The organism is Bradyrhizobium sp. S3.2.6, from assembly GCF_040546885.1.
Classification (GTDB): domain Bacteria; phylum Pseudomonadota; class Alphaproteobacteria; order Rhizobiales; family Xanthobacteraceae; genus Bradyrhizobium; species Bradyrhizobium cytisi.
The window spans coordinates 80,790-105,968 of sequence record NZ_JBEPOS010000015.1; the positions used below are offsets into that span (position 1 = coordinate 80,790).

The window sequence follows — 25,179 nt, forward strand, 5'->3', positions numbered from 1 at the left end:
GGTGAGGCGCGAGTTGCGCGCCTCACGACGATGCGTCAGGCCTCACGCCGCCGCCGGCGTCCGGATCTCGCGCGGGAGGATGATCGCCGCCGCGATCGCGAGCAGGCAGAGGGCGGCAAACGCGTGCAGCATGGTGACGAAGCCGCCCTGCTCGTACAGCCAGGCAACCAGGCCGACCGAGGCACCCGCCGCGGTGAAGCCGATGAAATAGCGCACGGCGTAGGCGCGCGAGCGCCATTCCTCGCTGGTGTATTTGCCGACCATGGCGTCGTTCACCGTGACCTGCCCGAAGGCGGCCATGACGATGCCGATCGACACCAGGATCAGCGGCAGGTTGGACAGGCTCGCGGCAAGATACAGGAACGGCGCCAGCATGAAGGACAGCGGCAAGGCCACCGCCTTCAGCGAGTAGCGGTCGAGCAGCCGGCCGATCGTGTACTGCGTCATCGCGCCGAACACATAGACGCAGGCCGCGATGACCCCGAGCAGCGCCGGGCTCTTGGTCAGGTCCGCGAGCCGCTCGGCGAACAGCTTTGGCAGCGCCACCGTGACGGCATTGAAGGTGGTGGAGATCGCGATCACCACGATCAGCAGCGACAGCACCACGCGCCACATGTCCTGCTTGGCGACACGCGCCTGCGCCGCCGCCTGCTTCGAGCCCTTGCGATCCTCATGCACGACCATCATCGCAAAGCCGATGCCGATCAGGACGGTGACGATGCCGGGGACGATGAAGGCAAAGCGCCAGCCGAGATACTGGCCGATCACGCCGGTGACCAACGCGGACGAGGCGACGCCGAGATTGCCCCAGACGCCGTTGATGCCCATCTCGCGGCCGAGCCTGTCGGCATAGGACACGATCATCGCGGTGCCGACGGGATGATAGACCGAGGCGAACACGCCGATCGCAAGCAGCGCGGCGCCGAGCTCGACCTGCGTCTGCACGAAGCCGACCGAGATCATGGCAAGGCCAATACCGAAGAAGAAGATCAGCATCATGTGGCGGCGGCTCCAGCGGTCCCCGAGCCAGCCGGTGAGCAGCGAGCCGGCACCGAAGGCGATGAAGCCGGGCGTCGCGTAGGGCAGCAGTTCCGAATAGGTCATGCCGAGCGCCGGGCCCATGATGATCACGGCGGCGGCAAAGATCAGCATCGCATAATGGTCGATGAAATGGCCTGCGTTGACGAAACTGATGACCCGGCTGGGGTTGTTCATGCGAATCCTCTCCTGCTCCGAAATGAGTTATATGTCGGAGCCATGACGGGATGCTGCCAATGAGTGTCGTCGAAACGCCAATCCTCAGGGAGGTCCGCGGCAACCACCGCTCCACCGCGGGGGTGCACCTGGTCGCGCGCGATTATCCCAAGGGCTTGCGGCTCGACCCGCACCTGCACCGCGAGGCGCAGCTGGTCTATGCCGCGAAAGGCACGATGCAGGTGAACACGCCCGGGGGACGCTGGCTGGTGCCGCCGGACCGCGCGGTCTGGGTGCCGGCCGGGCTGGAGCACGCCATCGACGTGCTCGCCGACATCGAGATGCGCACGCTGTATTTCGATCTCGCCTGGCTAAAGCGCGAGAAGCGCTACGAGGGATTGACCAGGGAATTCGTGGTGCGGGTGTCGCCGCTGCTCAATCAGGCGATCCTCGCGCTGTTCGACGCGCGCAACACCGAGGGGCGCACCGAGCTGCTGGTGCGTCTGGTGATGCTGGAATTGCACCAGGCCGAGGATTCCGCGACCTTCGTGCCGCTGCCGCACGAGCCGCGCTGCCGGCGCGCCGCGATGATCGTGCTCGACGATCCGACCGGCCTGCACGACATCGACACGCTGGCGCGCGAGGTCGGAACCTCCGCGCGCACGCTGTCGCGGCTGTTCTCGAGCGAGACGCAACTGAGCTTCAAGAGCTGGTGCCAGCGCGCGAGGATTGCGGCGGCGATCCAGCGGCTGTCGACCGATGCGAGTGTCTCGGTGAAGCAGCTCGCGACGCAGCTGGGCTACGCCAGCGTCCCGGCGTTCTCGGCGGCGTTCCGTCAGGTGACCGGGCGTACGCCAACGGAGTTTTCGGGGAAGAGTTAGCCCCAACCTCGTCATTGCGAGCGCAGCGAAGCAATCCAGAATCCTTCCGCGGTGGCAGTCTGGATTGCTTCGCTGTGCTCGCAATGACGGCGTGTGAGGCAGCCGCCTCGCTGCCCAAATGCCGCCCGATGCACCGCCCTCGCCGGGCATGACCGCCTTCTCGAAACGCACGGCCCAGCTAAAGTTGCCAAATTCGCCTGCTTGATTGTGATCGGCTTCCGCCTAAATCAAGTGTAAGCTTCCGCACCGCACAAACCCGGTTTCGAAAGGCCCAGATGGCTAACGCCTTCTTCTCCGACCTGCTCGCCACCATCTCCGAGCGCGGCCGCACGCTGTTGCGCCGCGATTCTGCCGACACCAAACAGGACGCCGACGGGCTGATCGAGCTCTGCGACGCGCTGCTGTCGGGCCGGGGTGAAGCCTCCGGCACCGCCATGGCGCGTGAAGTGCTCGACATCTACCAGGAGTTGGATGCGGCAGGACGCCGCGCCTTCTTCGAGGCGCTGGTGCGCGACTTCGGCCCGGATCGGGAACGGCTGGCACAGGCGATCGAGAAATGGCGCGCCAAGCCGGCCGACGAGGACGCAAGCGCGTTGCATTTCGCCTCCGAACCGCGGCGGCAGGAGCTGATCCGCCGTCTCAACCGCGCGCCGGGCGGCACCGGCGATCTCGTCGCCATGCGCGCCGATCTGCTCGGCATGATGAACGGACACACCGATCTCGCCGCGCTCGACCGCGACGTCTCGCATCTTCTCTCTTCGTGGTTCAACAGGGGGTTTCTCGTGCTGCGCCGGATTGACTGGTCGACCCCGGCCAACATCCTCGAAAAGATCATTCGCTATGAAGCCGTCCACGAGATCAGCGACTGGGACGATCTGCGCCGCCGCATCGATCCGGTCGACCGCCGCTGCTACGCCTTCTTCCACCCCGCGATGGTCGACGAGCCATTGATCTTCGTCGAGGTCGCACTGACCGAGACCATTCCCGGTGCGATCGCGCCGCTGCTCGCCGTCGATCGCCAGCACCTTCCGATCGGGAAGGCGCGCACCGCCGTGTTCTACTCGATCTCCAACACCCAGCGCGGCCTTGGCGGCATCTCCTTCGGCAGCTTCCTGATCAAGCAGGTGGTCGAGGAGCTGCGCCGCGAGACGCCGAAGCTCGACACCTTCGTGACGCTGTCGCCGGTGCCGGGCTTCATGCCATGGCTGAAACAGGACAAGGACCTGCCGCTGTCGGACGAGGATCGCGAGGTGCTGAAGCGCCTCGACGATCCCAAATGGTTCGAGAACCCCGAGACGATCGCGCAGCTGCGCGGCGTGATCGAGCCGCTCGCAGCCTACTACTTCCTGAAGGCGCGCACGCCGAAGGGCCGCCTGATCGATTCCGTCGCCCGCTTCCACCTCGGCAACGGTGCCCGCCTCGAGCGCATCAACTGGCTCGGCGACCTCTCGCCGAAGGGCATGCGCGAGTCCGCCGGCGTGATGGTGAACTACCTCTACCGCCTCGACGACATCGAGAAGAATCACGAAGCGTATGCCAATGACGGCGAGGTCGTGGCGTCCGGCGCGGTGAAGAAGCTGCTCAAGGGTGAGGGGCGGCGGCTGCTGGATATGCGGCTGTCGTAGCGGAGACGCTCGCGTCTCATTGCGAGTTGGGATCGGCTTGAGGAGCCGACGCGCGCTGAATGAAACTTTACGGCTGCACCGCTCCGTCCACCGTCATTGCGAGGAGCTCTTGCGACGAAGCAATCCAGACTGCCTCCGCGGAAAGATTCTGGATTGCTTCGCTTCGCTCGCAATGACGGAGAATGTGGCGGCACCTCGCAATTCGGCACCACCGCGCATCGCAGACGAAGGCACCAGCAGACGACCCAGCTCCCTCCGCCGTCATTGCGAGGAGCTCTTGCGACGAAGCAATCCAGACCGCCTCTGCGGAGAGACTCTGGATTGCTTCGCTGCGCTCGCAATGACGGAGGATGAGGAGATAGCTTGCGTCTCGGTCTCACCGTCCTAAGACGCTCAAATCAGCGTCTCGTACAAATCGGTCCAGTCCGGATTGACACTCTCGATCAGCGCAAGTTTCTTCGCCCGGCTGCCGCCCTTGATCTGTTTCTCGCGCGTAATCGCGTCGGTCATGGTCGCGTGCAGCTCGAACCAGACGAGGAGCTTGCAGCCGTACTGCGACGAGAAGCCCTTCACGAGGCCCTCGCGATGCTCGAACGCGCGGCGCGGCGGATTGGACGTGACGCCCGTGTAGATCGTCCCGTTACGACGATTGGCGAACATGTACACGCAGGGCTGCTTCATGATTGTGCTCGGCCAGGAGAGCCTTTACGATAACACAACCTGAAGGAAATTGCGAGCGACGCTTGAGACAGGAGCAAAAAAACGTGACGTCGCCACACCGTCATTGCGAGGAGCCCGCGACAAGATTGCGAAGCAATTTGCACTGATGCGACGAAGCAATCCAGACTGCCTTCGCGGAAAGATTCTGGATTGCTTCGCTGCGCTCGCAATGACGGAGTGTGTGGCAGCACCTCGCGCAATTCCGTACCACCGTGCATCGCAGACGGGGGCCGCCGGTAACCGACACCGCCCTCTCCACCGTCATTGCGAGGAGCTCTTGCGACGAAGCAATCCAGACTGCCTACGCGGAGAGATTCTGGATTGCTTCGCTGCGCTCGCAATGACGGAGTTGGTTGCGCCAGCGGAGGCTACTCCGCCAGCGCCTTTCAGTCTGCTACTCGCGGAAAGACTCTGGATGGCTTCGTCGCAAGGGCTCCTCGCAATGACGAGGAGGGAGAATGCGTCCCTCGCAATGACGAGGAAAGAGAGTGCGCTGACGAGGAGAGAGCGCGTCGCGCTTACTTCTTGTCCCGGAAATACGGCTCGACCGGACCATGCACCTTGATGGTCAGCGGATTGCCGTAGCGGTCCTTGGCATTGCCCGCGGTGACGCGGACCCAGCCTTCGCTGATGCAGTACTCCTCGACATTGGTCTTCTCGACGCCCTTGAAGCGGATGCCGACGTCGCGCGACAGGATGTCGGCGTTGTAATAGGGGCTGTTGGGGTCGACCGACAGGCGGTCCGGAAATTCGTCGCTCATGATTGTCTCGCTCATAACAGGGTCTCGATCTTCTGCCGCAATCCTTCCGGCCGCGCGGTCGGCGCGTAGCGCGCGATCACGTGGCCGGCACGGTCCACCAGGAATTTGGTGAAATTCCATTTGATGGAGGCGCCCAGCAGGCCGGATTGCTGGTGTTTCAGGTACTCATACAAGGGATGCGCGTGGGCGCCGTTGACGTCGATCTTCTCGAACAGCGGAAACGTGACGTCGTAATTGGTCGAGCAGAACGCCTGGATCTCCGCTGCCTGCCCCGGCTCCTGCGCGCCGAACTGGTTGCAGGGAAAGCCCAGCACCGAGAAGCCGCGCGGCGCGAGATCGCGATGCAGATCCTCGAGGCCCCGATATTGCGGCGTGAAGCCGCATTTGCTCGCGGTGTTGACGATCAAGAGCACCTGGCCCTCGAACTGGCGCAGGGCGACCTCCTCGCCGGCAAGCGAATTGGCCTTGAAGTCGTAGATCACGGACATCGCTAACCCACAGGGTCGATCGGCGACGGCGGCACGCCGCCCGCCTCGATCGCTTCGCCGGCGAGCAGACACAGATCCTCGCGATAGCGGCCGGAGACGATGTGCACGCCGACCGGGGACTTGCCGACGAGGCCGGTCGAGACCACGAGGCCCGGCAATCCCATGAACGGGATCGCGATCTGCGGCAGCTGCGCTTCCCAGACGCGCTCGAAGGAGGCGGCGTCCTTGCGGTCGAGATGATCGGCGAATGGCAGCTCGCCGGAGACTGGCGTCAGCACGACGGCATATTTTTCGAAGAACAGCATCCAGTCGCGGGTCAGCGTGGCGCGGCGGGTCAGCGCCTGGGCGTAGTTGGCCTGATCCATCGGCGTGACCTTGGCGCGGATGCCGCGCAGGCACGCCAGCGCGCCGGGATCGCCCTCGCGCTCGGCCATTTCCAGCTGCGCCTCGTAGCCATCGCCAAGCCAGAGCTTGCGCTGCCATGCGACGGCTTCGCGCATCGGCGGGGTGTTCTCGATCACATCGACGGTCCACCCCGCCCGCTCGAGCCGCTTGCCGGCGTCGGTCACGGCCGCCTTCACCTCAGGCGTGGTCGCAAGACCGTCCGGATTGAGGCAGAGCGCGGCGCGCTTCGGCACAGCCGGGCCATCGAGCGGCGCCGGCACATACCAGGGATCGCGCGCATCGCGGGCCGACATCGCCGCGAGCGAAATGCGGAGGTCATTCACGGTGCGTGCCAGCGGGCCCGAGACCGCCATGATCTGCGGCCCGATCGGCCGCTCCGGCAGCGCCGGGTTGAAGGCGGGGATACGGCCCAAGGTCGGGCGCAGGCCGTGCACGCCGCAGGCATAGGCGGGATAGCGGATCGAGCCGGCGATGTCGGTGCCGTGGGCGATATGGCCGATACCGGCCGCGACCGCCGAGCCGGCGCCGCCCGACGAGCCGCCCGGTGTCAGCGAGGCGTCACGGGGGTTCTTGGTATCGCCATGGACCAGGTTGGTGGTGAACCAGCGGTAGGAGAAGGCCGGGCAATTGGTGCGCCCCAGGAGAATGGCGCCAGCTTTGCGGAAATTGGCGACCACCGGATTGTCCTCGCGTGCGATCAGGTCGCGCTGGAGCTTGAGGCCGTTGGTGGTGGCAAAGCCTTCCTGGTCGACATTGGCCTTGATGGTGACGGGCACGCCGCCCAGCACACCGGGGTCCTCGCCCCGGGCAATGGCGGCATCGACGGCGTCGGCCTGCTTGAGCACGTCCTCGGGCCGGTGGTCGATCACGGCGTTGAGCTGGGGGTTGACGGCGTCGAGGCGGGCGAGCCCGGCCTTGGCCGCCTCCCGGGCGGACACCTTTTTGGATTTGACGAGGGTCGCGAGGTCGGCGGCCGACAGGCGCCAGAGATCTTGCATGACGTGCTCCGTTTAACCGGCGTCTTTTAGCGCCAGGAACGCGGCAAAGCCATGCGGATTTCGCAGGGAGGAAGGACGGGTTTGCCTCATTCTCCGTCATTGCGAGGAGCCCTTGCGACGAAGCAATCCAGACCGCCTCCACAGAGAGATTCTGGATTGCTTCGCTTCGCTCGCAATGACGGCGGAAAGAGCTGCGGCGTCCGGTCCTCGCAATGACGGAAGCCCTAATGCCGCGTCGCGGACTGGTCCGGAATGTCCAGCAGGGCCTCGGTGAAGGGAAATTCCAGCACGATCTCGCCTTCGACGTCGGTGACCTCGATCACCGCCTCCATGAGCGCCGGCTGGGTCCCCTCGGATTTCAGCACCTCCAGGATCATCTGGCGGGCGACCTCCCAGGCGCGATCGGGATTGCGCAGATCCTCGCCATCGGGATCCACGATCAACTCATCGCCGATACGGGTGTTGAAGAAATATCTGGGCATCACCGAATTCCACTTGGGGCGATTCCACTTGGGGCGCCTGTACCGGATTGAAAGCTGCACTGCACTCACAACTGCTTTATCAGGGCAGGGTTCGCGACCGAATGCGCCTGCCGCAAGGCAGCGTCGTCAGAAGTGATGTTCCACCATCATTTTTCGCGGCGCAACATGCCGTTCTCGGGAAAATTTCACTGGCGAACTTTTGCGCCCGCAGTAACTTAGCCCCCGGGCGGATACGTCCGAAATCTCAAGAATGGAGCGCCAAAATGGCCTGGAAAGCCCCCAAGATCGTTGAAGTGCCCTGCGGCATGGAAATCAACATGTATGTGAGCGCCACCCGCAAGTAAGCGGTTGGTGAGTAGGCGTTCTGCGCAGGTGGGTCTTGCCGGTCACGATCGGTTTCCGGACGATGGAAACTGTGTTGGCCTAGGATCCACCTGGCGACGTTGCTTCCAGGAGACGGATCATGCTTCGCGTCGTCGTCCTGGGCGCCGGGGCCGGCGGCGGAGTCCCGCAATGGAATTGCGGTTGCGAGGGCTGCCGGGCGGCGCGTCACCACGGCCATGAGCTTTATCGGACCCAGGCCTCGGTTGCCTTCAGCGGCGACGGCGAGCACTGGTTCCTGATCAATGCCTCGCCCGACCTTCGCCAGCAATTGAACGCCACGCCGCAGCTGCATCCCAAGGCAGGCGCGCTGCGCCATACGCCGATCGCAGGCGTGATCCTGACCAACAGCGAAGTGGATGCGGTCGCGGGCCTGCTCTCGATGCGCGAGGGCTCGCCGTTCACGGTCTATGCGCATGAGAAGGTGCTGGCGATCCTGAACAGCAACACCATCTTCAATGTGCTCAACGAAAAGAACGTGCGGCGGCAGCCGATCGGTATCGGTGAGCCGTTCGAGCCGCGTCTCACCGATGGTGCGCGCTCGGGGTTAGAGGTGCGGCCCTTCGCGGTGCCGGGCAAATCGGCCTGGTATCTCGAAGGCAAGGCACATCCGGGCGGCGAGAGCGGCGACGGCGATACGCTGGGCCTGAAGATCACCGACAAGTCGACCGGAAAATGCTTCTACTTCATCGCCGCCTGCGCCGAAATCACCGACGCGCTCAAGGCCGAGATCGACGGCGCCGCGCTGGTGTTCTTCGACGGCACGGTCTGGCAGGATGACGAGATGATCAAGGCCGGGCTCGGCCACAAGACCGGCAAGAGCATGGGCCATGTCGCGATGTCCGGTGACGACGGCGCGATCGCCCGGCTGGCCGATCTCACTATCGACAGGAAGATGTTTCTCCATATCAACAACTCGAACCCGGCACTACTGCCCTCCTCGCCTGAACGCAAGACGGCTGAAGCGGCGGGCTGGCAGATACCTGCCGACGGAACGGAGATCGTGCTGTGAATGCCGCGTCCATGACTGGAATGACTGCGCTCTCGGTCGGCAAGGACATCAGGCTCACTAGCGCCGAGGAGCTGGAGGCGACGCTGCGCCACATTGGCGCTACGCGCTACCACAGCCTGCATCCGTTCCATAAGCTCTTGCACGGCGGCAAGCTGAACAAGGGCCAGGTGCAGGCCTGGGCGCTGAACCGCTACTATTACCAGAGCACGATCCCGATCAAGGACGCGGTGGTGATCTCGCGCTTCCGCGACCGCGCCACACGGCTGGAATGGCGCCACCGCATCGAGGACCATGACGGCGATGTCGGCAGCGAGGGCGGCATCGAGCGCTGGCTGAAGCTGACCGAAGGCCTCGGCCTCGACACATCTTACGTGGAATCCACCGAAGGCATCTTGCCGGCGACGCGCTTCGCCGTAGAGGCCTATGTGCATTACTGTCGCGAGAAGAGCCCGCTGGAGGCGATCGCCTCCTCGCTCACCGAACTGTTCGCGCCGAACCTGCACGAGGAACGCATCTCCGGCATGCTGGAGCATTACGACTTCGTCAATCCTGACATCATGAGCTATTTCAAGCGCCGCCTCGCACAGGCGCCGCGCGATGCCGGCTTCGCGCTCGACTACGTCAAGGCGCATGCGATGACCCCGGAGCAGCGCGCGCAGGTGTGCAACGCACTGATCTTCAAGACCAACGTCTTGTGGGTGCAGCTCGATGCGCTCCAGCACGCCTATGTCGAGGGCAACATTCCGCCGGGCGCGTTCGTGCCCCAGGAAACTAAAAAAACGAGTTGAGGGACAAGAGCAATGGCCGGGCCGCGGAACATCAGCGTCAGCGAGGCAAGCCGCCCCGTGCTGCCGCGGCATGCCAGGCTGAAGTATGACGAGACGCGAAAAGTCTGGGTGATCCTGGCGCCGGAACGCGTGCTGGCGCCTGATGAGATCGCGGTCGAGGTCTTGCAGCTTTGCGACGGCAAGCGCAGTGTCGGCGACGTATCCGACCTGCTGGCGGAAAAATACGCCGCACCCCGCGAGGCGATCCTCGCCGACGTCATCGTCATGCTGCAGGATCTCGCCGACAAGGGCTTTCTGACCGAAGCCCGGGAGAAGACGCCATGAGCGATGTGCTCCCAACCATCCCGCCTGATGCCAGCGACAGCCTCGCGGTACTAGAGAAGAGCCGCTCGACGGCGGAGACATTTGGCATTCCGCTCGCCGTGCTGCTCGAGATCACCCATCGCTGCCCGCTGCAATGCCCCTATTGCTCCAACCCCGTCGAGCTCGACCGCTCCGGCAAGGAGCTGACGACGGATGAGTGGAAGAAGGTGCTGAGCGAGCTCGCCGAGATCGGCGTGCTCCAGGTGCATTTCTCCGGCGGCGAGCCGACCGCGCGCAAGGACCTGGTCGAGCTGGTCAAGCATGCCAGCGACGTCGGCCTCTATACCAACCTCATCACCTCGGCCGTGCTGCTGACGCGCGAGCGGCTGAGCGACCTCGCCGACGCCGGGCTGTGCCACGTGCAGATCTCTTTCCAGGGCGTCGAAGAGGGCCTCTCCGACCGCGTCGCCGGCTACAAGGGTGCACATCATAAAAAGATCGAGGTCGCAAAGTGGACGCGCGAGCTCGATTTGCCGCTCACCGTGAATGCGGTGATGCACCGGCAGAACCTGCACCAGCTCCCCGACATCATCCAGATGTCGATCGATCTCGACGCCGACCGGCTCGAGGTCGCCAATGTGCAATATTACGGCTGGGCGCTGAAGAACCGCGCCGCGCTGATGCCGACGGTCGCGCAATTAGATGAGTGCACCCGCCTCGTCGAGGAGGCGCGCGAGCGCCTGAAGGGTACGCTCGCGATCGACTACGTCGTGCCCGACTATTACGCGCTGCGGCCGAAGAAATGCATGGGCGGCTGGGGTCGGCAGTTCTTCAACATCTCGCCGGCCGGCAAGGTGCTGCCCTGCCATGCCGCCGAAAGCATCACCGGGCTCGATTTCGAGTCGGTGCGCTCCAACCATTCGATCGCCTGGATCTGGCAGAACTCGGACGCCTTCAATCGCTATCGCGGCACCGGCTGGATGAAGGAGCCGTGCAAGAGTTGCGAGTTCCGCGAGATCGATTTCGGCGGCTGCCGCTGCCAGGCCTTTGCACTGACGGGCGACGCCGCCAACACAGACCCTGCCTGCGCGCTGTCGCCGCTGCACGAGACCATCTTCAAGCAGGCCGAGCGCGAGGCCGAGGGCGAGACCAACCGCTTCCTCTATCGCAACTTCGCCGGCGGCACTCTGGAATCCGGGAATGATGCCTGACGCCGACGCGGCCGCATCGGCCAGACGTGCCGATCCCTTTGCGCCGCTGACCTCCGACATGCTCGACGTCGGCGACGGCCACGAGCTCTACGTCGAGAGCGTCGGCCGTGCTGGCGGCATTGCTGCGATCTATCTGCATGGCGGCCCCGGCAGCGGCTGCCAGCCGGATCACCGCCGCCTGTTCGATCCCGAGCGTTTGCATGCGGTGCTGTTCGACCAGCGCGGCTGCGGCCGCAGCCGTCCCAAGGGCTCGCGCGAGCACAACACGACGGCGCATCTGATCGCGGACATGGAAAAGATCCGCGAAAAGTTCGGCTTCGACCGCTGGATGGTGGTCGGCGGCTCCTGGGGCGCGACGCTGGCGCTGGCTTATGCGCAGGCCCACCCCGAGCGCGTCTCCGGCATCGCGCTGCGCGCAACCTTCCTGGGCACGCGGGCAGAGGTGGCGACGGCCTTCACCTCGCGCCTGCCGCAGTTCTATCCAGCGCTGCACGACGATTTTCTGACCGTGCTGCCGCCGGAGGAACGCGCGCAACCGGTGGACGCCTATTATCGCCGCATCCTCGATGCCGATCCGGCCGTGCACGGACCGGCCTCGCGCGCCTGGCATGACACCGAACGCGCCCTATCGGAGCACAAGCCGGCCAAGACGCGGATCGACCTCGCCTCGCTGAACGTCTGGCGCACATTGCCGGCGACACCGTTCATGGAGGCGCATTACTTCATCAATGACAGCTTCATGACCGAGAACCAGCTGCTGCAAAACGCCGGCCGGCTCGCCGGCATCCCCGGCATCATCGTGCAGGGCCGCTACGATCTGTTGTGCCCTCCTGAGACATCCGCGCAGCTCGCGAAAGTTTGGCCGGGTTCCGAGATCCGGATCGTGGAAGAAGCCGGACATTCGCTCTATGATGCCGGCGTGCGGGACGCGGTCATGAAGTCGATCGCCGACCTCGCGTCGAAGGCCGCGCGATAACACGCGAAGCAAGGACAACAAGAAAATGCCGCTCGCCGGGAAAGGCATGCTGCTGACGTCGATGAACATCGACGCCGCAGATGAAGCTGATTTCAACCGCTGGTACGATCGCGAGCATCTGGAAGAGCGTGTCGCGATCGAGGGTTTCCTGGAGGCGCGGCGCTATGTCGCGCACGCCGCCAATCCCAAATATCTCTCGCTGTATTCGACGTCGACGCTCGACGTGCTCGACAGCTCCGCCTACCGGACGCGGCTCGCCAACCAGACCGAATGGTCGCGGCGGACCATGGCGCATTTCAAGAACATGCTGCGCGTGATAGCGCGCATCACCATCAGCAAGGGCACTGGACGCGGTGCTGCGCTGGGGCTCGTGCGGCTGCGCCCTACGGCCGGCAATGCCGGCGCGTGGCGTGATGCACTGCAAGAAAAGCTGGCACCCGGAGAGCGCGAGGGCATCATCTCGATGCATCTGCTCGAGAGCGAACCGGAATTGTCGGGCGCAACGGCGGATATTCCGGCGGTGCGCAACGAAGGCGCGCGCGACTGGTTCGTGCTGATCGACGGCACGCGCGTCGGCGCGGTCTCGGCTGTCATCGCCGAACGCTTCACCGGTCCTGCGGCCGCGCCCTTCCCGCTGCCCGTCTCCGTCGGCACCTATGCGCTGATGTGGGACCTCGCGAAGAGCGACATCACGCACGGCTGACGCACCGGCATGCAGCGCAACATATTGCACCGCCGCATTGCCTGCGGACGGCCATTAATGCTGTCTGCGCGCAGCTCCCATGAAAGCAGGTGATTCACCCAAATTTGCCGTTGTACTTCGGACCGGTTCTAATAAGCTAACCCAATGACGTCATTCAGAAACCAGATCGCCGCGCGTTAAGCGTCCGACAAGCTCAAGAAAAGGCCGCCGGGTCTTTGAGCCTGCGCGGACAGGGTAGGAATGAAACCGACCGATATCGCGGCCCCCGACTACTTTCACAAAGTGGTCGATTGCCAGTGGGCCTGTCCTGCGCACACCCCGGTTCCCGAATACATCCGATTGATCGCACAAGGCCGCTACAGCGACGCCTACATGATCAATTGGAAATCGAACGTGTTTCCCGGAATTCTGGGACGCACCTGCGATCGTCCATGCGAGCCGGCGTGCCGCCGCGGACGCGTCGAGGAAACGCCGGTGGCAATCTGCCGCCTCAAGCGCGTTGCCGCCGACTTCAAGGACGACATCAAGCACCGCCTGCCGAAGCCTTCAGCCAAGAACGGCAAGCGCGTCGCATTCGTCGGAGGCGGACCGGCCTCGCTGACGGTGGCGCGCGATCTGGCGCCGCTCGGCTATCACTGCACCGTGTTCGACGGCGATCCCGAAGCCGGCGGCATGATGCGGACCCAGATCCCGAAATTCCGCCTGCCCAATTCGGTGATCGACGAGGAGACCGGCTACATCCTCAATCTCGGCGTCGAGTTCAAGGGCGGGCACCGCATCGAGAGCATGAAGGCGCTGCTCGCCGAGAAATACGACGCGATCTTCGTCGGCTCCGGCGCGCCGCGCGGCCGCGAGCTCGACATTCCGGGCCGGAAAGAGGCTGCCGCTCACGTCCATATCGGCATCGACTGGCTGTCCTCGGTCTCGTTCGGCCACACCGACAAGATCGGCAAGCGCGTGATCGTGCTCGGCGGCGGCAACACCGCGATGGATTGCTGTCGCACCGCGCGCCGCCTCGGCGGCGAGGACGTCAAGGTCATCGTGCGCTCCGGCTTCGAGGAGATGAAGGCCTCGCCCTGGGAGAAGGAAGACGCGATCCACGAGGACATTCCGATCCTCAACTTCCTCGTCCCCGTCGCCTTCATCCACGACAACGGCAAGCTCACCGGCATCACCTTCCAGAAGGTGAAGGCCGAGTACGATGCCAAGGGCCGCCGCAACCTCGCCCCCTCGGGCGAGCCGAACCAGACCCTCGAATGCGACGACGTGCTGGTCGCGGTCGGCCAGGAGAACGCCTTCCCCTGGATCGAGCAGGACTGCGGCATCGAGTTCGACAAATGGCACATGCCCAAGGTCGATCCGAAGACCTTCGTCTCGACTAACCCAAAAGTGTTCTTCGGCGGCGACGCCGCGTTCGGGCCCAAGAACATCATCTGGGCGGTGGCGCAGGGTCACGACGCCGCGCTGTCGATCCACAAGATGTTGTCGGGCGAGGACATCACCGAACGGCCGCTGCCGGAGGTGCATGTCTCCTCGCAGAAGATGGGCATCCACGAATGGAGCTATGACAACGATATCTCCAGCGACAAGCGCTTCAAGGTGCCGCATCGCGACAAGGTGATCGCGCTGAAGGACATCCGGACCGAGGTCGAGCTCGGCTACGACGTCAAGCTCGCGCTCGGCGAAGCGCATCGCTGCCTGAACTGCGACGTCCAGACGGTGTTCTCGACCTCGCTCTGCATCGAATGCGATGCCTGCGTCGACATCTGCCCGATGGACTGCATCACCTTCACGGAGAATGGCGAGGAAGACGATCTGCGCCACCGCCTGAAGGCGCCGTCGCCGCATCCGGACCAGGACCTCTACGTCTCCTCCGACCTCAAGACCGGGCGCGTGATGGTGAAGGACGAGGATGTCTGCCTGCACTGCGGGCTGTGCGCCGAGCGTTGTCCCACCGGAGCCTGGGACATGCAGAAATATCTCATCGAAATGACCCACGCAGGTTCGACATGCCCGACAAAAAGCCGATCAGCAGCGTAAACGACTTCGTCGTCCGCTTCGCCAACGTCAACGGCTCGGGCTCGGCCAGCGCCAACGAAATGTTCGCACGCGCGATCCTGCGCCATGGCGTGCCGGTTAGCCCACGCAACATCTTCCCCTCCAACATCCAGGGCCTGCCGACCTGGTACGAGGTGCGGGTGACGGAAGAGGGCCATCTCGGCGCCCGCGGCGGCGTCGACATGATGGTGGCGATGAATCCGCAGACCTGGGACAAGGACGTCGCCGGCATCGAGCCCGGCGGCTATCTGTTCTACGATTCCACCAAGCCGATGCCGTCGACCAAATTCCGCGACGACATCACCGTGATCGGCGTGCCGCTGACCGCGATCACCAACTCGACCTATACCGATCCGCGCCAGCGCCAGCTGTTCAAGAACATCATCTATTTGGGCGCGCTCTCGGCGCTGCTCGACATGGACCCGAAGCTGATCGAGCAGCTGATCGGCGAGCAATACAAGGGCAAGGAGAAGCTGCTCTCCTCCAACGTCCACGCGCTGCATTTGGGGCGCGACTGGGCACTGCAAAATTTGAAATGCCCGATCGGGCTGCGGGTGAAGAAGTCCGACAAGGTCGGTGACCGCATCTTCATCGAGGGCAACAGCGCGGCCGCGCTCGGCGCCGTCTATGGCGGCGCAACGGTCTGCGCCTGGTATCCGATCACGCCGTCCTCGTCGGTGGCGGAGGCTTTCACCGCCCATTGCAAGAAGTATCGGCACGATCCGGAGACCGGCAAGGCGAAATACGCGATCGTGCAGGGCGAGGACGAACTGGCCTCGATCGGCATCGTCATCGGCGCCTCCTGGAATGGCGCACGCGCCTTCACCGCCACATCCGGCCCCGGCATCTCCCTGATGACCGAGTTCATCGGCCTCTCCTACTTTGCCGAGATCCCGGCCGTGATCATGAACATCCAGCGCGCCGGTCCCTCCACGGGCATGCCGACCCGCACCCAGCAATGCGACATCATCGCCTGCGCCTATGCTTCGCACGGCGACACCAAGCATGTGCTGCTGTTCCCGGAAGATCCGGCCGAGGCCTTCGAGTTCGCGGCCGCCGCGTTCGATCTCGCCGAGCGGCTCCAGACCACGATCTTCCTGATGCTCGATCTCGACATCGGCATGAACCACCGGCTCTGCCGCCCGCTGAAATGGGACGATTCCAAGCAATATGACCGCGGCAAGGTGATGACGGCGGAGATGCTGGAAGAAGGCCGTGACTTCGGCCGCTACCTCGACGTCGACGGCGACGGCATTCCCTACCGCACCTATCCCGGCACGCATCCGACCAGGGGCTCCTATTTCACCCGCGGCACGTCGCGTGATCGCTATGCGCGTTATTCCGAGGAAGGCTCGGTCTATGCGGACAACATGCAGCGTCTGGTGCGCAAGTTCGAGACCGCGCAGGACCTGGTGCCGCGGCCACTCCAGGCCAATGCGGAGCGGCCGACCAAATATGGCGTGATCTATTTCGGCTCGACCTCGCCGGCGATGGACGAAGCGATCGGATTGCTTGAGGCACGCGGGCATCAGCTCGATCGCCTGCGCATCCGCGCCTTCCCGTTCCATTCGAGCGTGGCGAGCTTCCTCGCCGAGCACGATTTCGTCTATGTCGTCGAGCAGAACCGCGATAGCCAGCTCCGTCAGCTCATCGTCAACGAGAACGGCATCGACCCGATCCGCCTCGTGCCGATCGTGCATTACGACGGCTCACCGATCACCGCCCGCTACATCGCAAAAGCCATTGGCGACCACCAGGATCACCTCAAGGTGACTCCGCTCCGCAAGGCCGTGTCATGACCTATATTGCCAAGCCGAAATTTCATCACCCGGGCCTCAAGAAGAATGAGCTCGGCTACACGCATCGCGACTACGAAGGAAAAATCTCGACGCTGTGCGCCGGCTGCGGCCATGACTCGATCACGGCCTCGATCATCGAAGCCTGCTACGAGCTCTCGATCGAGCCGCATCGGGTGGCAAAAATCTCCGGCATCGGCTGCTCGTCGAAGACGCCGGATTACTTCCTCGGCAATTCGCACGGCTTCAACTCCGTGCACGGCCGCATGCCCAGCGTGCTGACCGGGGCCAATCTCGCCAATCGCGATCTGATCTATCTCGGCGTTTCCGGCGACGGCGATTCCGCCTCGATCGGCTTCGGCCAGTTCGCGCATTCGATCCGGCGCGGCGTCAACATGACCTATATCGTCGAGAACAACGGCGTCTACGGCCTGACCAAGGGCCAGTTTTCGGCGACCGCCGACCGTGGCTCGAAGTCGAAGAAGGGCGTGACCAACACCGACAACGCGATTGATCTCGTCGCGATCGCGCTGCAGCTCGGCGCCACCTTCGTGGCGCGCTCGTTCTCCGGCGACAAGGCCCAGCTCGTGCCGCTGATCGCGGCTGCGATCGGCCACAAGGGCGCGTCCTTCATCGACGTCATCAGCCCCTGCATCGCCTTCAACAACCACGCCGGCTCGACCAAGAGTTTTGACTATGTCCGCGAGCATAACGACGCCGTGAACCGGCTCGACGTGCTGGTCGGCCGCGATCCCATTGCAGTGGACTATGCGCCGGGCACGGTGCAGGTGGTCGAGCAGCATGACGGCAGCAAGATCGCGCTGCGCAAGATCGACGCCGACTACGATCCGCATGACCGGCTCGGCGCCCAGACCTTCCTTGCAAGGCACGCCGCCAAGGGCCAGATCGTCACCGGGCTGCTGTACGTCGATCCCGACGCGGAAGATCTGCACAGCCATCTCAACACGGTCGAGACGCCGCTCAACACGCTGGAAGCGGATACGCTCTGCCCGGGCTCGGCGGCGCTGGACAAGTTCAACGCCAGCCTGCGTTAAACACCGGCGTCGCGATTCCGAGGCGCGTTCGTCCCCGAGCGCGCCTTAGCCTTTTGGACCAAAGTGACGGCTTTCCGTCTGCAAATCTTGTTTGCTATGGTCAGCCTGCAGGCAGGGATCACGTATGCAGCCGGTTACGCAGTACGCCAGGAGCGGAGACGTCCACGTTGCCTACCAGGCGTTCGGCGACGGTCCGATCAATCTTGTCCTGGTGCCGGGCTTCGTGTCCAACGTCGAGAACTACTGGGACCAACCCGACCTCGCTCGCTTCCTGACCCGCCTTGCGGGCTACGCGCGCGTCGTCACCTTCGACAAGCGAGGTACCGGCGGATCCGATCGCGTCAGCGAACTCCCGGGCCTCGACGTGCGCATGGACGATCTGCGTGCGGTGATGGACGCGGCTGGCATCGAGCAGGCAGCCCTGCTCGGGATCTCGGAGGGCGCGCCACTCTCCATTCTGTTTGCGGCCACCTATCCGCATCGGTGCCGCGCGCTCGTGCTTTACGGCAGCTTTTCGCGCTTCTCCTATTGGTTTGCGACCGACGAGGCGCTTGCGGCGTTCTTCGACTATGTCGAGAAAGCCTGGGGCACCGGCGGCAGCATCCAGAAGTTCGCGCCGTCGCGGGCGAACGACGCCGCGTTTCAGCGCTGGTGGGGGCGCAACGAGCGATTGGGCGCCAGCCCGGCCGCAGTGACGGCCTTGATGCGCATGAACAGCCAGATCGAGATCGGCGGCGTATTGCCGGCGGTTCGTGTGCCAACCCTCGTCATCCACCGGACCGGGGACCAAGTCGTCAACGTCGCGGGCGGGCGCGACGTCGCCGCGAAAATTCCCGGAGCGCGTCTGGCGGAATTTCCCGGGAGCGATCACCTCTTCTATGTCGGCGAAAACGCCGACGACATTTCCGATGCGATCGAGGAATTCCTGACGGGAGCACGTGGTTCCGCAGTGGCTGATCGCGTGCTCGCAACGGTGCTGTTCACCGATATCGTGGGTTCGACTGAAAAGGCCGCCAGCCTCGGCGATCGTCGTTGGCGCGCCCTGCTTGACGACCATCACGCCATGGTCCGCAGCATCCTCGCTCGCTTCAGGGGCCATGAGGTCAAGACCACCGGCGACGGGTTTTTCGCGACGTTTGACGGGCCTGCGCGCGGGGTCCGTTGTGCTCGAGCGATCGCTGATGAAGTCAGGTCGCTCGGCATCGATATCCGCGCCGGCCTGCATACGGGCGAATGCGAGATCATCGACGATGATGTCGGCGGGATCGCCGTCCACATCGGCGCACGGGTCGCGGCGCTGGCCGGCGCCGGGGAAGTATTGGTGTCGAGCACCGTGAAGGATCTCGTCGCTGGGTCTGGCCTCCGCTTTGGCAGCCGTGGTGTCACGCCACTGAAGGGCGTTCCCGGCGAATGGCAAATCTTTGCCGCCGAAAGCTCTATCTCACCCGCACCGTGATCTTGCTCGAAACGACGGGCGGCTCGAACGGATCATGCTTGGCATCGCTCTGCACCAGTTGCAACGCGCGGCCCCGGGCGAGAGCCCAGCCTGCGTTGATCATTTGCTCCGCGCTGAAACGGGCTGCCTGACGCGCACGGTGATCTTGTCCGAGACGACCGGCGGGTCGAACGGGTAGTGCTTCGCATCGCCCAGCACCAGTTGAAGGGTGTGGGTCCCGGGCGGAAGCTCGAGAAAAGTTTCTGTCTGCCCTGCCCCGAAATGCAGATGCGACTTGTCCTGCGGGATCGGCTCCTTCGGATCGATGGGGTCGTTGACGTCGACCAGCAAATGATGGTGGCCGGCGTTCTGATAGTCGTCGCCGGCATGCGTCACACCCATGTTGCGCAGGCCGAACCGGACCAGGAATCCGCCGCGCACCCTTTGCCCGTCATACGGGGTTATAAAATAAACCCTTGCGTCCTTTGGAGCAGCCTTACCCTGCGAGAAGGCCATGCCCGGGAGCAATGCGAGCACCGCCGACAGCGCAACGCAGCGAAGGATTTGCATCAATCTACTCCGGCAGTTAAGGACTGAGCGCGACACGGAAGCCATGCGTCGGGTAACGAACATTGGTATCGTAACCGTCGCGGTTGGACGGGCGCACGTATCTCAAGTCGTTCTTCCAGGAGCCCGAGCGCAGGACGTGCGAGCTGCAGTCCCCACCGCTCCATGCCGAACCGTCATTGGGCGCGCCCTGATAGCTCTTGTGCCAGCAGTCCTCGACCCACTGGTCGACGGCGCCGCCCATGTCGTAGAGACCAAAAGGATTGGGCTTGAAGCTGCCGACTTTCGCCGGCTGCTCGGCCACGGCATCACCGCAGTCCTTGCACCCGGCCATGCCCTGCTGGGACTTGTCGCCCCACCAATACTTTGTCGACGTCCCGCCGCGCGCCGCATGTTCCCATTCGGCTTCGCTTGGGAGCCGGTAAGGCTTCTTCGTCGTCTGCACGAGGAACGCGACATATTGCTGTGCGTCGGTCCAGCTCACATTGGTGATTGGCGCATCGTCCTTTCCGGTGGCCGTGAATCCGCACGCCTTGGCGGCGGCGCATTCGTTCCATTCCTGCACTGTCACCGGATATTTTCCGATCGAGAATGGCTTGACCGTGACCTGGTGGACAGGACGTTCGGTCGGATCATCATTGCTTCCCATCGCAAAGCTGCCGCCGCGAACAGCGATCATCTCGGGTTCACGGACCGGTGCCGCTGTCGGTTGGCTGGGCGCAGGAGTGGGCGACGCAGGCACTGAGGCCAGTGAGGGAGACGGTTGCGGTGTCTGCGTCGCCGCCTCGCGCGGCGACGGCTGCGGGATCGGCGATGCGGCCGGAGAAACGGTCGGCGTGGCCGCCTGCTCGCCCACCCTGCCCTCCGGCTGCGCCAGCAGATACCAGAGCACGCCCGTGGCAATGACCAGCAGCGTGATGCCCAGGAGAAAGATCAGGGTATTCTCGCGCCGGCCGCGCGTCCTGCCGACTGCATCTGCATCCGGCAGCACACGATAGATGCGCACGGGATCCGTGATGTTCTTGACCTTGCGATCCCCGAGCGACTCATAGCCGCACACCACCTTGTGCTTGATCTGCTCGTAGATCGCGCCCGAGATGTAGACCTGACCGGGCTCGGCAATGCCCTCGATGCGTGTGGCGATGTTGACGCCATCGCCGTAGATGTCGTCCGGCTCAACGATGACATCACCGAGATTGACGCCAATTCGGTATTCGATCCGGGAGTCCCTCGGTATCGAGGCATTGCGGCCAACGAGGTTCTGCTGGATGACAATGCTGCATCGAACGGCCTCGACGGGGCTGTCGAAGATGGCGATGAAACCATCGCCCGTGGTCTTCACCAGATTTCCATGATGCTCGACGATGCTGGGTTCGATGAGGTCCCGCTCGATCCGCTTGACGCGGACATGCGTGCCTTCCTCGTCGGCCTGCATCAAGCGGCTGTAGGATGCGATGTCACCGACAATGATGGCTGCGAGACGACGAGGCATCCCGCCGTGCGGAGGCGGCTCGTTCGTATTCCCGGATCTGAAGTTGCGAATTTCGCCCATTGCGGGGGACTCCACAAAACCTACAAGAGGCGGCCCCAGCCTACGACTTCGAGAAACAATCGCGTGTGAACGCTATCACATTGACGAACCGGGACAACGGCGAAGGGATCGCCGACAGCGAGTTCCGGAGAGCAAAGGGCTTACCCATTTGCCTGAACCTTCTTGCCCCAACCTGCGACTAAGGCAACGCTCGGAGCACCGATCTCGGCTCCGCGGAAGGGGGAGAGACAGGGTGACGGACGAGTTCGGCCGGCATGGTCGAGACGCCCGCTTTGGCGAACTCTAGCTGACAGGCTCCGGCGCGGGCTGAGGCTCCGGCACGGCGTGGTCCGCGTGGGCCGGTCGTCCCGCGCCCCAATATTGCTTGCAGGTCTCGAGCAATGTTTCGGTGTTCATGGTCAGGCCGCCCGCTTTGACGATCACGCTGTCAGCGCCAAGCGCCTTGTTCATCAGCACCAAGGCTTGCGTCGCAAATCCTCCGGAAAATCGCTCGGCGATGAGTGGGTCGACCTTGAGTACCACGAATTTCTGCGTGCGCTGCTCCCAGAGCATGATCTTTCGCACGGCGCTCCAGGCGATGGTCTCGCCGGCGAGCCTGGTGTCGCGGATGCCGACACGGCTGATGAAGACCACCGGCTGCCGCGCGGAGAACAGCCGCCAGAGCATGCGGCAGGTGGCAAGGCCGAAGAACACCGCACCGACATAGCAGGCGGCGACCTGGAACGAGGTGATGTTCTTGCCTTCCTGCCAGGTGAATGCGAGCCCGGCAAAGAGCAGCGTCAGTAGCCCGCTGCCACCGAAAAGCGTCAGCAGGCGGGCTCGCGAATAGCCGATCGCAAGATTGGGCAAGTTTTGACTTTCGGACATTTCGATCGCCTCCAGCCATTTGCAACAATCTGGGGTCTATCCACGCCCCTCCCTTGCAACGGTTAAGCCTGGAACCTTGCGCGAGGCTGCCGGAAGCGATGCAGTTGAACGCGCGGCATGCGGCTTGCGACTAACGGCCAGTTGGCCCCCACCCTGCCGATGCGGGCCGTCAATGGCTGACGTATCCGGTGCGATCATGAAGCTTGCCCTCATCCTTCCGCTTGCTTTTGCCGCCTTCATCGGCGCCGCCCGGGCCGAGGAGGCCGACGACATCCGCCAGGCGAGCAAGACCGAAGCCGAGACCTTCAACGCGCGCATGTATGCGGGCACGCCCGGCAAGACGGCCTATGCCTGCTTCGTCCGCCGCTACGATGCCGGGCACCTGGCGCGGCATCCGATGCAGAAGGTCGCCTCGATGACGCTGCTGGTCTCGGCGGAGATCGACAGCGAGGACAAGCAGCTCCACAACTCCTTCCGGCTCGGCTTCCGGTATCGCCACCGCAGCGGCGATTTCGACTCCAGCGGCTCCTGTCACCACGTGGTGTTCACCAAGGACGGCGGCGAGGTCCGCCTCGGCTGCGGCGTCGATTGCGAGGGCGGTGGCATCGGTGTCGCACTCTCGAAGGACGACAAATCGGCCATCGTGCGGCTCGCGAGCATCAGGGTCTGGCTGCACAACAAGCCGGACGACGAGGCCGAGCGGTCGCTGGTCGCAGGCCACGACGACGGGATTTTCCGGCTCGACCGGACCGACAACAGCGAGTGCGCCGCGCTCGTGACCGACCGCAAGGAACTCGCAGCGCTCCGCCACAAATGATATGTCTCCGGCAAAGCCAGTCGCTGCGAGGGAGACCGCGATGAACCGCCGGAACATCTTGTGGAGCACCGTCTCGGCGCTGGGCGCGGCGTTTGCCTCGCGCGCCAATGCTGCAACGGAAGCGAAATCGGACAGGCTGAAGGTGGTCTATCACCTCAGCGACGCCGACAAGGTCAATTTCGTGCTCGGCAACATCCAGAACCACATCGACGGCGTCGGCGGCCCCGACCATGTCACGATCGCGCTGATAATCCACGGGCCGGCGTTGAAGGCATTCCACTCGGCGCAGGCCAACCCGGACATCAGCAAGCGGATCGGCGATTTCTCCAGGGACGGCGTCGAGCTCGCCGCCTGCGGCAACACGATGAAGGCGCAGAACATCACGCTGACGGATCTGCTGCCGGGGTTTGTCAGCGCGGAGAAGGGCGGCGTGGTTCGTTTGGCCGAGCTGCAGTCGCAGGGGTATCTGTATCTGCGGCCGTAGGGCGCCGCCACATTCTCCGCCATTGCGACGGAGAGAGCGCATGGCGCCCTCTTTCAACTCATCTCCATATCGCTTGACATACCCATAACCCTGCGGTTATGAATTATCCATAACCTACGAGTTATGGATTGCGCATGTCCGCCGCACACGACCTTCTGTTCCGGACGCTCGCCGACCCCACGCGGCGGGCGATCTTCGAGCGGCTGTGCCGCGAGGGCGAGCAGACGGTCGGGGCACTGACGGTGCGATCCGGCGTTTCCCAACCGGCGGTCTCAAAGCATCTCGGCGCCTTGAAGCAGGCGGGCCTGGTGCGCGACCGCCATGAAGGACGCCAGACCCATTACAGCGCGCAGCCCGGCGCGCTCAATCCGCTGATCGACTGGACCAGCCAGATGGCGGGCTTCTGGCAGAACCGGCTCGATGCGCTCGACGATCTCCTCAAGAGGATGGACCAATGACTGAGGCTGCGACCGAAACACGTTCCGTGGTCATCGAGCGGGAATTTGCTTATCCGCCGGAGCGGCTGTGGCGCGCGCTGACGCAGCCGCATCTGATCGAGGAATGGCTGATGAAGAACGACTTCAAGCCGACGGTCGGTCACCGCTTCAATCTCCGCGGCGAATGGGGCGGCGTGCTCGATTGCGAGGTGCTCGCCATCGAGCCGCAGCGCTCGCTGGCCTACACCTGGAATTTCACGCATGAGGATTCGGCCTACGACCTCAAGAGCGTGGTGACGTTCACGCTCACCCCGCAAGGCACCGGCACGCATCTGCGCGTCGAGCAGGCGGGCTTCCGCCCCAGCCAGAAGCAGGCCTATGGCGGCGCGCATGCCGGCTGGAAGCAGTTTTTCACCAAGCTGGACGAGCTGCTGGCGCGGGCCGAATAGCCTTGCCACGAGCGTCCATTCCGAACATTCCCACAGGAGACCTAGATGAGCTCGAACATGTGGATTCGACAGATCCATCGCTGGCTGTCGCTTGCCTTCACGCTCGCCGTGATAGCCAACATCGTTGCGCTGACCATGCAGATTCAAGCGACATGGATCGGCTTGCTGGCCTTCGTGCCGCTGATCCCGCTGCTCGCGACCGGGCTCTATCTGTTCGCGCTGCCCTATGTCGGCCGGCGCAGCGGGGCGCGATCATGAAAAAGGCGGTGACGGCAAAGGAGAACGCCGCGAAGGACACCGATGGACCTTCGCCTGCCAAGATGATCGACGGCAGGATCAAGGAGCTCGGCGACTGGCGCGGCGAGACGCTGAAGCGAATCCGCGCGCTGATCAAGGAGGCCGATCCCGAGGTCGTCGAGGAATGGAAATGGCGCGGCGTTCCCGTGTGGGAGCACGACGGCATCATCTGCACCGGCGAGACCTACAAGGCCGTCGTCAAGATGACCTTTGCCAGGGGCGCGGCGCTGGACGACCCGGCCGGCCTGTTCAATTCCAGCCTCGACGGCAATGTACGGCGCGCGATCGATATTCCCGAGGGCGCCAAGATCAACGAAAAGGCGATGAAGGCACTGATCCGCGCGGCCGTGGCGCTGAATGCGTCCAAGGCGAAGAAGAAGCCGGCGAAGAAGCAATCGGCCTAGAGCACGTGTTGCGCAGCCGCGAACGCCTTCCTT

At 63.9% G+C, this 25,179-nt stretch carries 28 protein-coding genes; 19 read left to right on the forward strand and 9 right to left on the reverse strand.

All coding sequences use genetic code 11. The features are described from left to right. Window positions 1-42: 42 nt before the first annotated feature. Window positions 43-1,215, reverse strand: coding sequence for an MFS transporter (locus ABID58_RS24295; protein WP_354035191.1), 1,173 nt, complete (start codon window positions 1,213-1,215; stop codon window positions 43-45). Window positions 1,216-1,274: 59 nt separating this feature from the next. Between ABID58_RS24295 and ABID58_RS24300 the strand changes: the two genes are divergently transcribed. Both ABID58_RS24300 and ABID58_RS24305 read left to right on the forward strand, forming a co-directional pair. After that, window positions 1,275-2,075, forward strand: a complete 801-nt coding sequence (locus tag ABID58_RS24300) for an AraC family transcriptional regulator (RefSeq protein WP_354035193.1) — start codon at window positions 1,275-1,277, stop codon at window positions 2,073-2,075. A 275-nt stretch (window positions 2,076-2,350) separates the two neighbouring features. Beyond that, window positions 2,351-3,700, forward strand: a complete 1,350-nt coding sequence (locus tag ABID58_RS24305; RefSeq protein ID WP_354035195.1) for a malonyl-CoA decarboxylase — start codon at window positions 2,351-2,353, stop codon at window positions 3,698-3,700. A 393-nt stretch (window positions 3,701-4,093) separates the two neighbouring features. Here ABID58_RS24305 and ABID58_RS24310 read toward each other — a convergent pair whose 3' ends face one another. The 5 genes from ABID58_RS24310 to ABID58_RS24330 form a co-directional block, all read right to left on the reverse strand. Then, entirely contained in the window at window positions 4,094-4,381 is a 288-nt protein-coding gene (locus ABID58_RS24310) for a GIY-YIG nuclease family protein (protein WP_354035197.1), read from the reverse strand. 557 nt (window positions 4,382-4,938) lie between these two features. Further along, entirely contained in the window at window positions 4,939-5,196 is a 258-nt protein-coding gene (locus ABID58_RS24315) for a DUF3297 family protein (RefSeq protein WP_014492823.1), read from the reverse strand. Further along, window positions 5,193-5,669, reverse strand: coding sequence for a glutathione peroxidase (locus tag ABID58_RS24320; protein ID WP_354035199.1), 477 nt, complete (start codon window positions 5,667-5,669; stop codon window positions 5,193-5,195). The genes ABID58_RS24315 and ABID58_RS24320 overlap by 4 nt, the downstream gene beginning before the upstream one ends. A gap of 2 nt (window positions 5,670-5,671) precedes the next feature. Continuing rightward, the gene (locus tag ABID58_RS24325; protein ID WP_354035202.1) at window positions 5,672-7,072 is read right to left on the reverse strand and encodes an amidase family protein; all 1,401 of its coding nucleotides are present in this window, start codon (window positions 7,070-7,072) and stop codon (window positions 5,672-5,674) included. 224 nt (window positions 7,073-7,296) lie between these two features. After that, window positions 7,297-7,554 (reverse strand): DUF6894 family protein, encoded by a 258-nt coding sequence (locus tag ABID58_RS24330; protein ID WP_187435261.1) that lies wholly within the window; start codon window positions 7,552-7,554, stop codon window positions 7,297-7,299. Window positions 7,555-7,817: 263 nt separating this feature from the next. On the opposite strand from ABID58_RS24330, the gene pqqA reads away from it, so the two are divergent. The 11 genes from pqqA (at window position 7,818) to ABID58_RS24385 (ending at window position 19,293) form a co-directional block, all read left to right on the forward strand. Further along, window positions 7,818-7,898, forward strand: coding sequence for a pyrroloquinoline quinone precursor peptide PqqA (pqqA, locus tag ABID58_RS24335; RefSeq protein WP_007595659.1), 81 nt, complete (start codon window positions 7,818-7,820; stop codon window positions 7,896-7,898). 119 nt (window positions 7,899-8,017) lie between these two features. After that, complete coding sequence (gene pqqB, locus ABID58_RS24340) at window positions 8,018-8,947, forward strand: pyrroloquinoline quinone biosynthesis protein PqqB (RefSeq protein WP_354035204.1); 930 nt, start codon at window positions 8,018-8,020, stop codon at window positions 8,945-8,947. Further along, on the forward strand, window positions 8,944-9,735 hold the full coding sequence (pqqC, locus tag ABID58_RS24345) for a pyrroloquinoline-quinone synthase PqqC (RefSeq protein WP_354035206.1): 792 nt from the start codon (window positions 8,944-8,946) through the stop codon (window positions 9,733-9,735). The genes pqqB and pqqC overlap by 4 nt, the downstream gene beginning before the upstream one ends. Before the next feature lie 12 nt (window positions 9,736-9,747). After that, window positions 9,748-10,059: a pyrroloquinoline quinone biosynthesis peptide chaperone PqqD gene (gene pqqD / locus ABID58_RS24350; protein ID WP_148754730.1), complete on the forward strand. Its 312-nt coding sequence runs from the start codon at window positions 9,748-9,750 to the stop codon at window positions 10,057-10,059. After that, window positions 10,056-11,249 carry a pyrroloquinoline quinone biosynthesis protein PqqE gene (pqqE, locus tag ABID58_RS24355; RefSeq protein WP_354035208.1) on the forward strand — a complete coding sequence of 398 codons (1,194 nt, stop codon included), beginning with the start codon at window positions 10,056-10,058 and terminating at the stop codon, window positions 11,247-11,249. The genes pqqD and pqqE overlap by 4 nt, the downstream gene beginning before the upstream one ends. Beyond that, window positions 11,239-12,225, forward strand: coding sequence for a prolyl aminopeptidase (gene pip / locus ABID58_RS24360; protein WP_354035210.1), 987 nt, complete (start codon window positions 11,239-11,241; stop codon window positions 12,223-12,225). The genes pqqE and pip overlap by 11 nt, the downstream gene beginning before the upstream one ends. A gap of 25 nt (window positions 12,226-12,250) precedes the next feature. Beyond that, window positions 12,251-12,928 carry a hypothetical protein gene (locus ABID58_RS24365; protein WP_354035212.1) on the forward strand — a complete coding sequence of 226 codons (678 nt, stop codon included), beginning with the start codon at window positions 12,251-12,253 and terminating at the stop codon, window positions 12,926-12,928. A gap of 240 nt (window positions 12,929-13,168) precedes the next feature. Beyond that, the gene (locus ABID58_RS24370) at window positions 13,169-14,968 is read left to right on the forward strand and encodes an FAD-dependent oxidoreductase (RefSeq protein ID WP_354035214.1); all 1,800 of its coding nucleotides are present in this window, start codon (window positions 13,169-13,171) and stop codon (window positions 14,966-14,968) included. Beyond that, window positions 14,938-16,785: a 2-oxoacid:acceptor oxidoreductase subunit alpha gene (locus tag ABID58_RS24375; protein WP_354035216.1), complete on the forward strand. Its 1,848-nt coding sequence runs from the start codon at window positions 14,938-14,940 to the stop codon at window positions 16,783-16,785. Before ABID58_RS24370 ends, ABID58_RS24375 begins: the two co-directional genes overlap by 31 nt. Next, complete coding sequence (locus ABID58_RS24380; protein ID WP_148772803.1) at window positions 16,782-17,837, forward strand: 2-oxoacid:ferredoxin oxidoreductase subunit beta; 1,056 nt, start codon at window positions 16,782-16,784, stop codon at window positions 17,835-17,837. The genes ABID58_RS24375 and ABID58_RS24380 overlap by 4 nt, the downstream gene beginning before the upstream one ends. 124 nt (window positions 17,838-17,961) lie before the next feature. After that, complete coding sequence (locus ABID58_RS24385; RefSeq protein ID WP_148754736.1) at window positions 17,962-19,293, forward strand: adenylate/guanylate cyclase domain-containing protein; 1,332 nt, start codon at window positions 17,962-17,964, stop codon at window positions 19,291-19,293. A gap of 99 nt (window positions 19,294-19,392) precedes the next feature. Here ABID58_RS24385 and ABID58_RS24390 read toward each other — a convergent pair whose 3' ends face one another. From ABID58_RS24390 to ABID58_RS24400, 3 genes are all read right to left on the reverse strand, one after another. Continuing rightward, window positions 19,393-19,842 (reverse strand): DUF4399 domain-containing protein, encoded by a 450-nt coding sequence (locus tag ABID58_RS24390; RefSeq protein ID WP_354035218.1) that lies wholly within the window; start codon window positions 19,840-19,842, stop codon window positions 19,393-19,395. Window positions 19,843-19,858: 16 nt separating this feature from the next. Further along, window positions 19,859-21,391, reverse strand: coding sequence for an SUMF1/EgtB/PvdO family nonheme iron enzyme (locus ABID58_RS24395; protein WP_354035220.1), 1,533 nt, complete (start codon window positions 21,389-21,391; stop codon window positions 19,859-19,861). Between the two features lie 282 nt (window positions 21,392-21,673). After that, the gene (locus ABID58_RS24400; RefSeq protein ID WP_148754739.1) at window positions 21,674-22,258 is read right to left on the reverse strand and encodes an STM3941 family protein; all 585 of its coding nucleotides are present in this window, start codon (window positions 22,256-22,258) and stop codon (window positions 21,674-21,676) included. Window positions 22,259-22,454: 196 nt separating this feature from the next. Here ABID58_RS24400 and ABID58_RS24405 point away from each other — a divergent pair, with 196 nt between their 5' ends. The 6 genes from ABID58_RS24405 to ABID58_RS24430 all read left to right on the forward strand — a co-directional run bounded on the left by ABID58_RS24405 (window position 22,455) and on the right by ABID58_RS24430 (window position 25,146). Then, entirely contained in the window at window positions 22,455-23,075 is a 621-nt protein-coding gene (locus ABID58_RS24405) for a hypothetical protein (protein ID WP_354035311.1), read from the forward strand. A gap of 40 nt (window positions 23,076-23,115) precedes the next feature. Next, entirely contained in the window at window positions 23,116-23,559 is a 444-nt protein-coding gene (locus tag ABID58_RS24410) for a DsrE family protein (RefSeq protein ID WP_354035222.1), read from the forward strand. Window positions 23,560-23,693: 134 nt separating this feature from the next. Beyond that, entirely contained in the window at window positions 23,694-24,017 is a 324-nt protein-coding gene (locus tag ABID58_RS24415; protein WP_354035224.1) for an ArsR/SmtB family transcription factor, read from the forward strand. Beyond that, entirely contained in the window at window positions 24,014-24,445 is a 432-nt protein-coding gene (locus ABID58_RS24420; protein ID WP_354035226.1) for an SRPBCC family protein, read from the forward strand. The genes ABID58_RS24415 and ABID58_RS24420 overlap by 4 nt, the downstream gene beginning before the upstream one ends. 45 nt (window positions 24,446-24,490) lie before the next feature. Continuing rightward, on the forward strand, window positions 24,491-24,703 hold the full coding sequence (locus tag ABID58_RS24425) for a hypothetical protein (protein ID WP_187435263.1): 213 nt from the start codon (window positions 24,491-24,493) through the stop codon (window positions 24,701-24,703). Next, the gene (locus ABID58_RS24430) at window positions 24,700-25,146 is read left to right on the forward strand and encodes a DUF1801 domain-containing protein (protein WP_354035228.1); all 447 of its coding nucleotides are present in this window, start codon (window positions 24,700-24,702) and stop codon (window positions 25,144-25,146) included. The genes ABID58_RS24425 and ABID58_RS24430 overlap by 4 nt, the downstream gene beginning before the upstream one ends. Window positions 25,147-25,179: the final 33 nt, after the last annotated feature.

Coding starts and splice junctions, on each gene's coding strand:
- ABID58_RS24310 (WP_354035197.1), bottom strand. CDS start 4,381: ATGAAGCAGCCCTGCGTGTACATGTTCGCCAATCGTCGTAACGGGACG.
- ABID58_RS24370 (WP_354035214.1), top strand. CDS start 13,169: ATGAAACCGACCGATATCGCGGCCCCCGACTACTTTCACAAAGTGGTC.
- ABID58_RS24320 (WP_354035199.1), bottom strand. CDS start 5,669: ATGTCCGTGATCTACGACTTCAAGGCCAATTCGCTTGCCGGCGAGGAG.
- ABID58_RS24390 (WP_354035218.1), bottom strand. CDS start 19,842: ATGCAAATCCTTCGCTGCGTTGCGCTGTCGGCGGTGCTCGCATTGCTC.
- ABID58_RS24365 (WP_354035212.1), top strand. CDS start 12,251: ATGCCGCTCGCCGGGAAAGGCATGCTGCTGACGTCGATGAACATCGAC.
- ABID58_RS24375 (WP_354035216.1), top strand. CDS start 14,938: ATGCCCGACAAAAAGCCGATCAGCAGCGTAAACGACTTCGTCGTCCGC.
- ABID58_RS24330 (WP_187435261.1), bottom strand. CDS start 7,554: ATGCCCAGATATTTCTTCAACACCCGTATCGGCGATGAGTTGATCGTG.
- ABID58_RS24325 (WP_354035202.1), bottom strand. CDS start 7,072: ATGCAAGATCTCTGGCGCCTGTCGGCCGCCGACCTCGCGACCCTCGTC.
- ABID58_RS24295 (WP_354035191.1), bottom strand. CDS start 1,215: ATGAACAACCCCAGCCGGGTCATCAGTTTCGTCAACGCAGGCCATTTC.
- ABID58_RS24410 (WP_354035222.1), top strand. CDS start 23,116: ATGAACCGCCGGAACATCTTGTGGAGCACCGTCTCGGCGCTGGGCGCG.
- pqqB (WP_354035204.1), top strand. CDS start 8,018: ATGCTTCGCGTCGTCGTCCTGGGCGCCGGGGCCGGCGGCGGAGTCCCG.
- ABID58_RS24380 (WP_148772803.1), top strand. CDS start 16,782: ATGACCTATATTGCCAAGCCGAAATTTCATCACCCGGGCCTCAAGAAG.
- ABID58_RS24430 (WP_354035228.1), top strand. CDS start 24,700: ATGAAAAAGGCGGTGACGGCAAAGGAGAACGCCGCGAAGGACACCGAT.
- pqqD (WP_148754730.1), top strand. CDS start 9,748: ATGGCCGGGCCGCGGAACATCAGCGTCAGCGAGGCAAGCCGCCCCGTG.
- ABID58_RS24415 (WP_354035224.1), top strand. CDS start 23,694: ATGTCCGCCGCACACGACCTTCTGTTCCGGACGCTCGCCGACCCCACG.
- ABID58_RS24315 (WP_014492823.1), bottom strand. CDS start 5,196: ATGAGCGAGACAATCATGAGCGACGAATTTCCGGACCGCCTGTCGGTC.
- pqqE (WP_354035208.1), top strand. CDS start 10,056: ATGAGCGATGTGCTCCCAACCATCCCGCCTGATGCCAGCGACAGCCTC.
- ABID58_RS24420 (WP_354035226.1), top strand. CDS start 24,014: ATGACTGAGGCTGCGACCGAAACACGTTCCGTGGTCATCGAGCGGGAA.
- pqqA (WP_007595659.1), top strand. CDS start 7,818: ATGGCCTGGAAAGCCCCCAAGATCGTTGAAGTGCCCTGCGGCATGGAA.
- ABID58_RS24425 (WP_187435263.1), top strand. CDS start 24,491: ATGAGCTCGAACATGTGGATTCGACAGATCCATCGCTGGCTGTCGCTT.
- ABID58_RS24395 (WP_354035220.1), bottom strand. CDS start 21,391: ATGGGCGAAATTCGCAACTTCAGATCCGGGAATACGAACGAGCCGCCT.
- ABID58_RS24305 (WP_354035195.1), top strand. CDS start 2,351: ATGGCTAACGCCTTCTTCTCCGACCTGCTCGCCACCATCTCCGAGCGC.
- pip (WP_354035210.1), top strand. CDS start 11,239: ATGATGCCTGACGCCGACGCGGCCGCATCGGCCAGACGTGCCGATCCC.
- ABID58_RS24300 (WP_354035193.1), top strand. CDS start 1,275: ATGAGTGTCGTCGAAACGCCAATCCTCAGGGAGGTCCGCGGCAACCAC.
- ABID58_RS24400 (WP_148754739.1), bottom strand. CDS start 22,258: ATGTCCGAAAGTCAAAACTTGCCCAATCTTGCGATCGGCTATTCGCGA.
- ABID58_RS24385 (WP_148754736.1), top strand. CDS start 17,962: ATGCAGCCGGTTACGCAGTACGCCAGGAGCGGAGACGTCCACGTTGCC.
- ABID58_RS24405 (WP_354035311.1), top strand. CDS start 22,455: ATGAAGCTTGCCCTCATCCTTCCGCTTGCTTTTGCCGCCTTCATCGGC.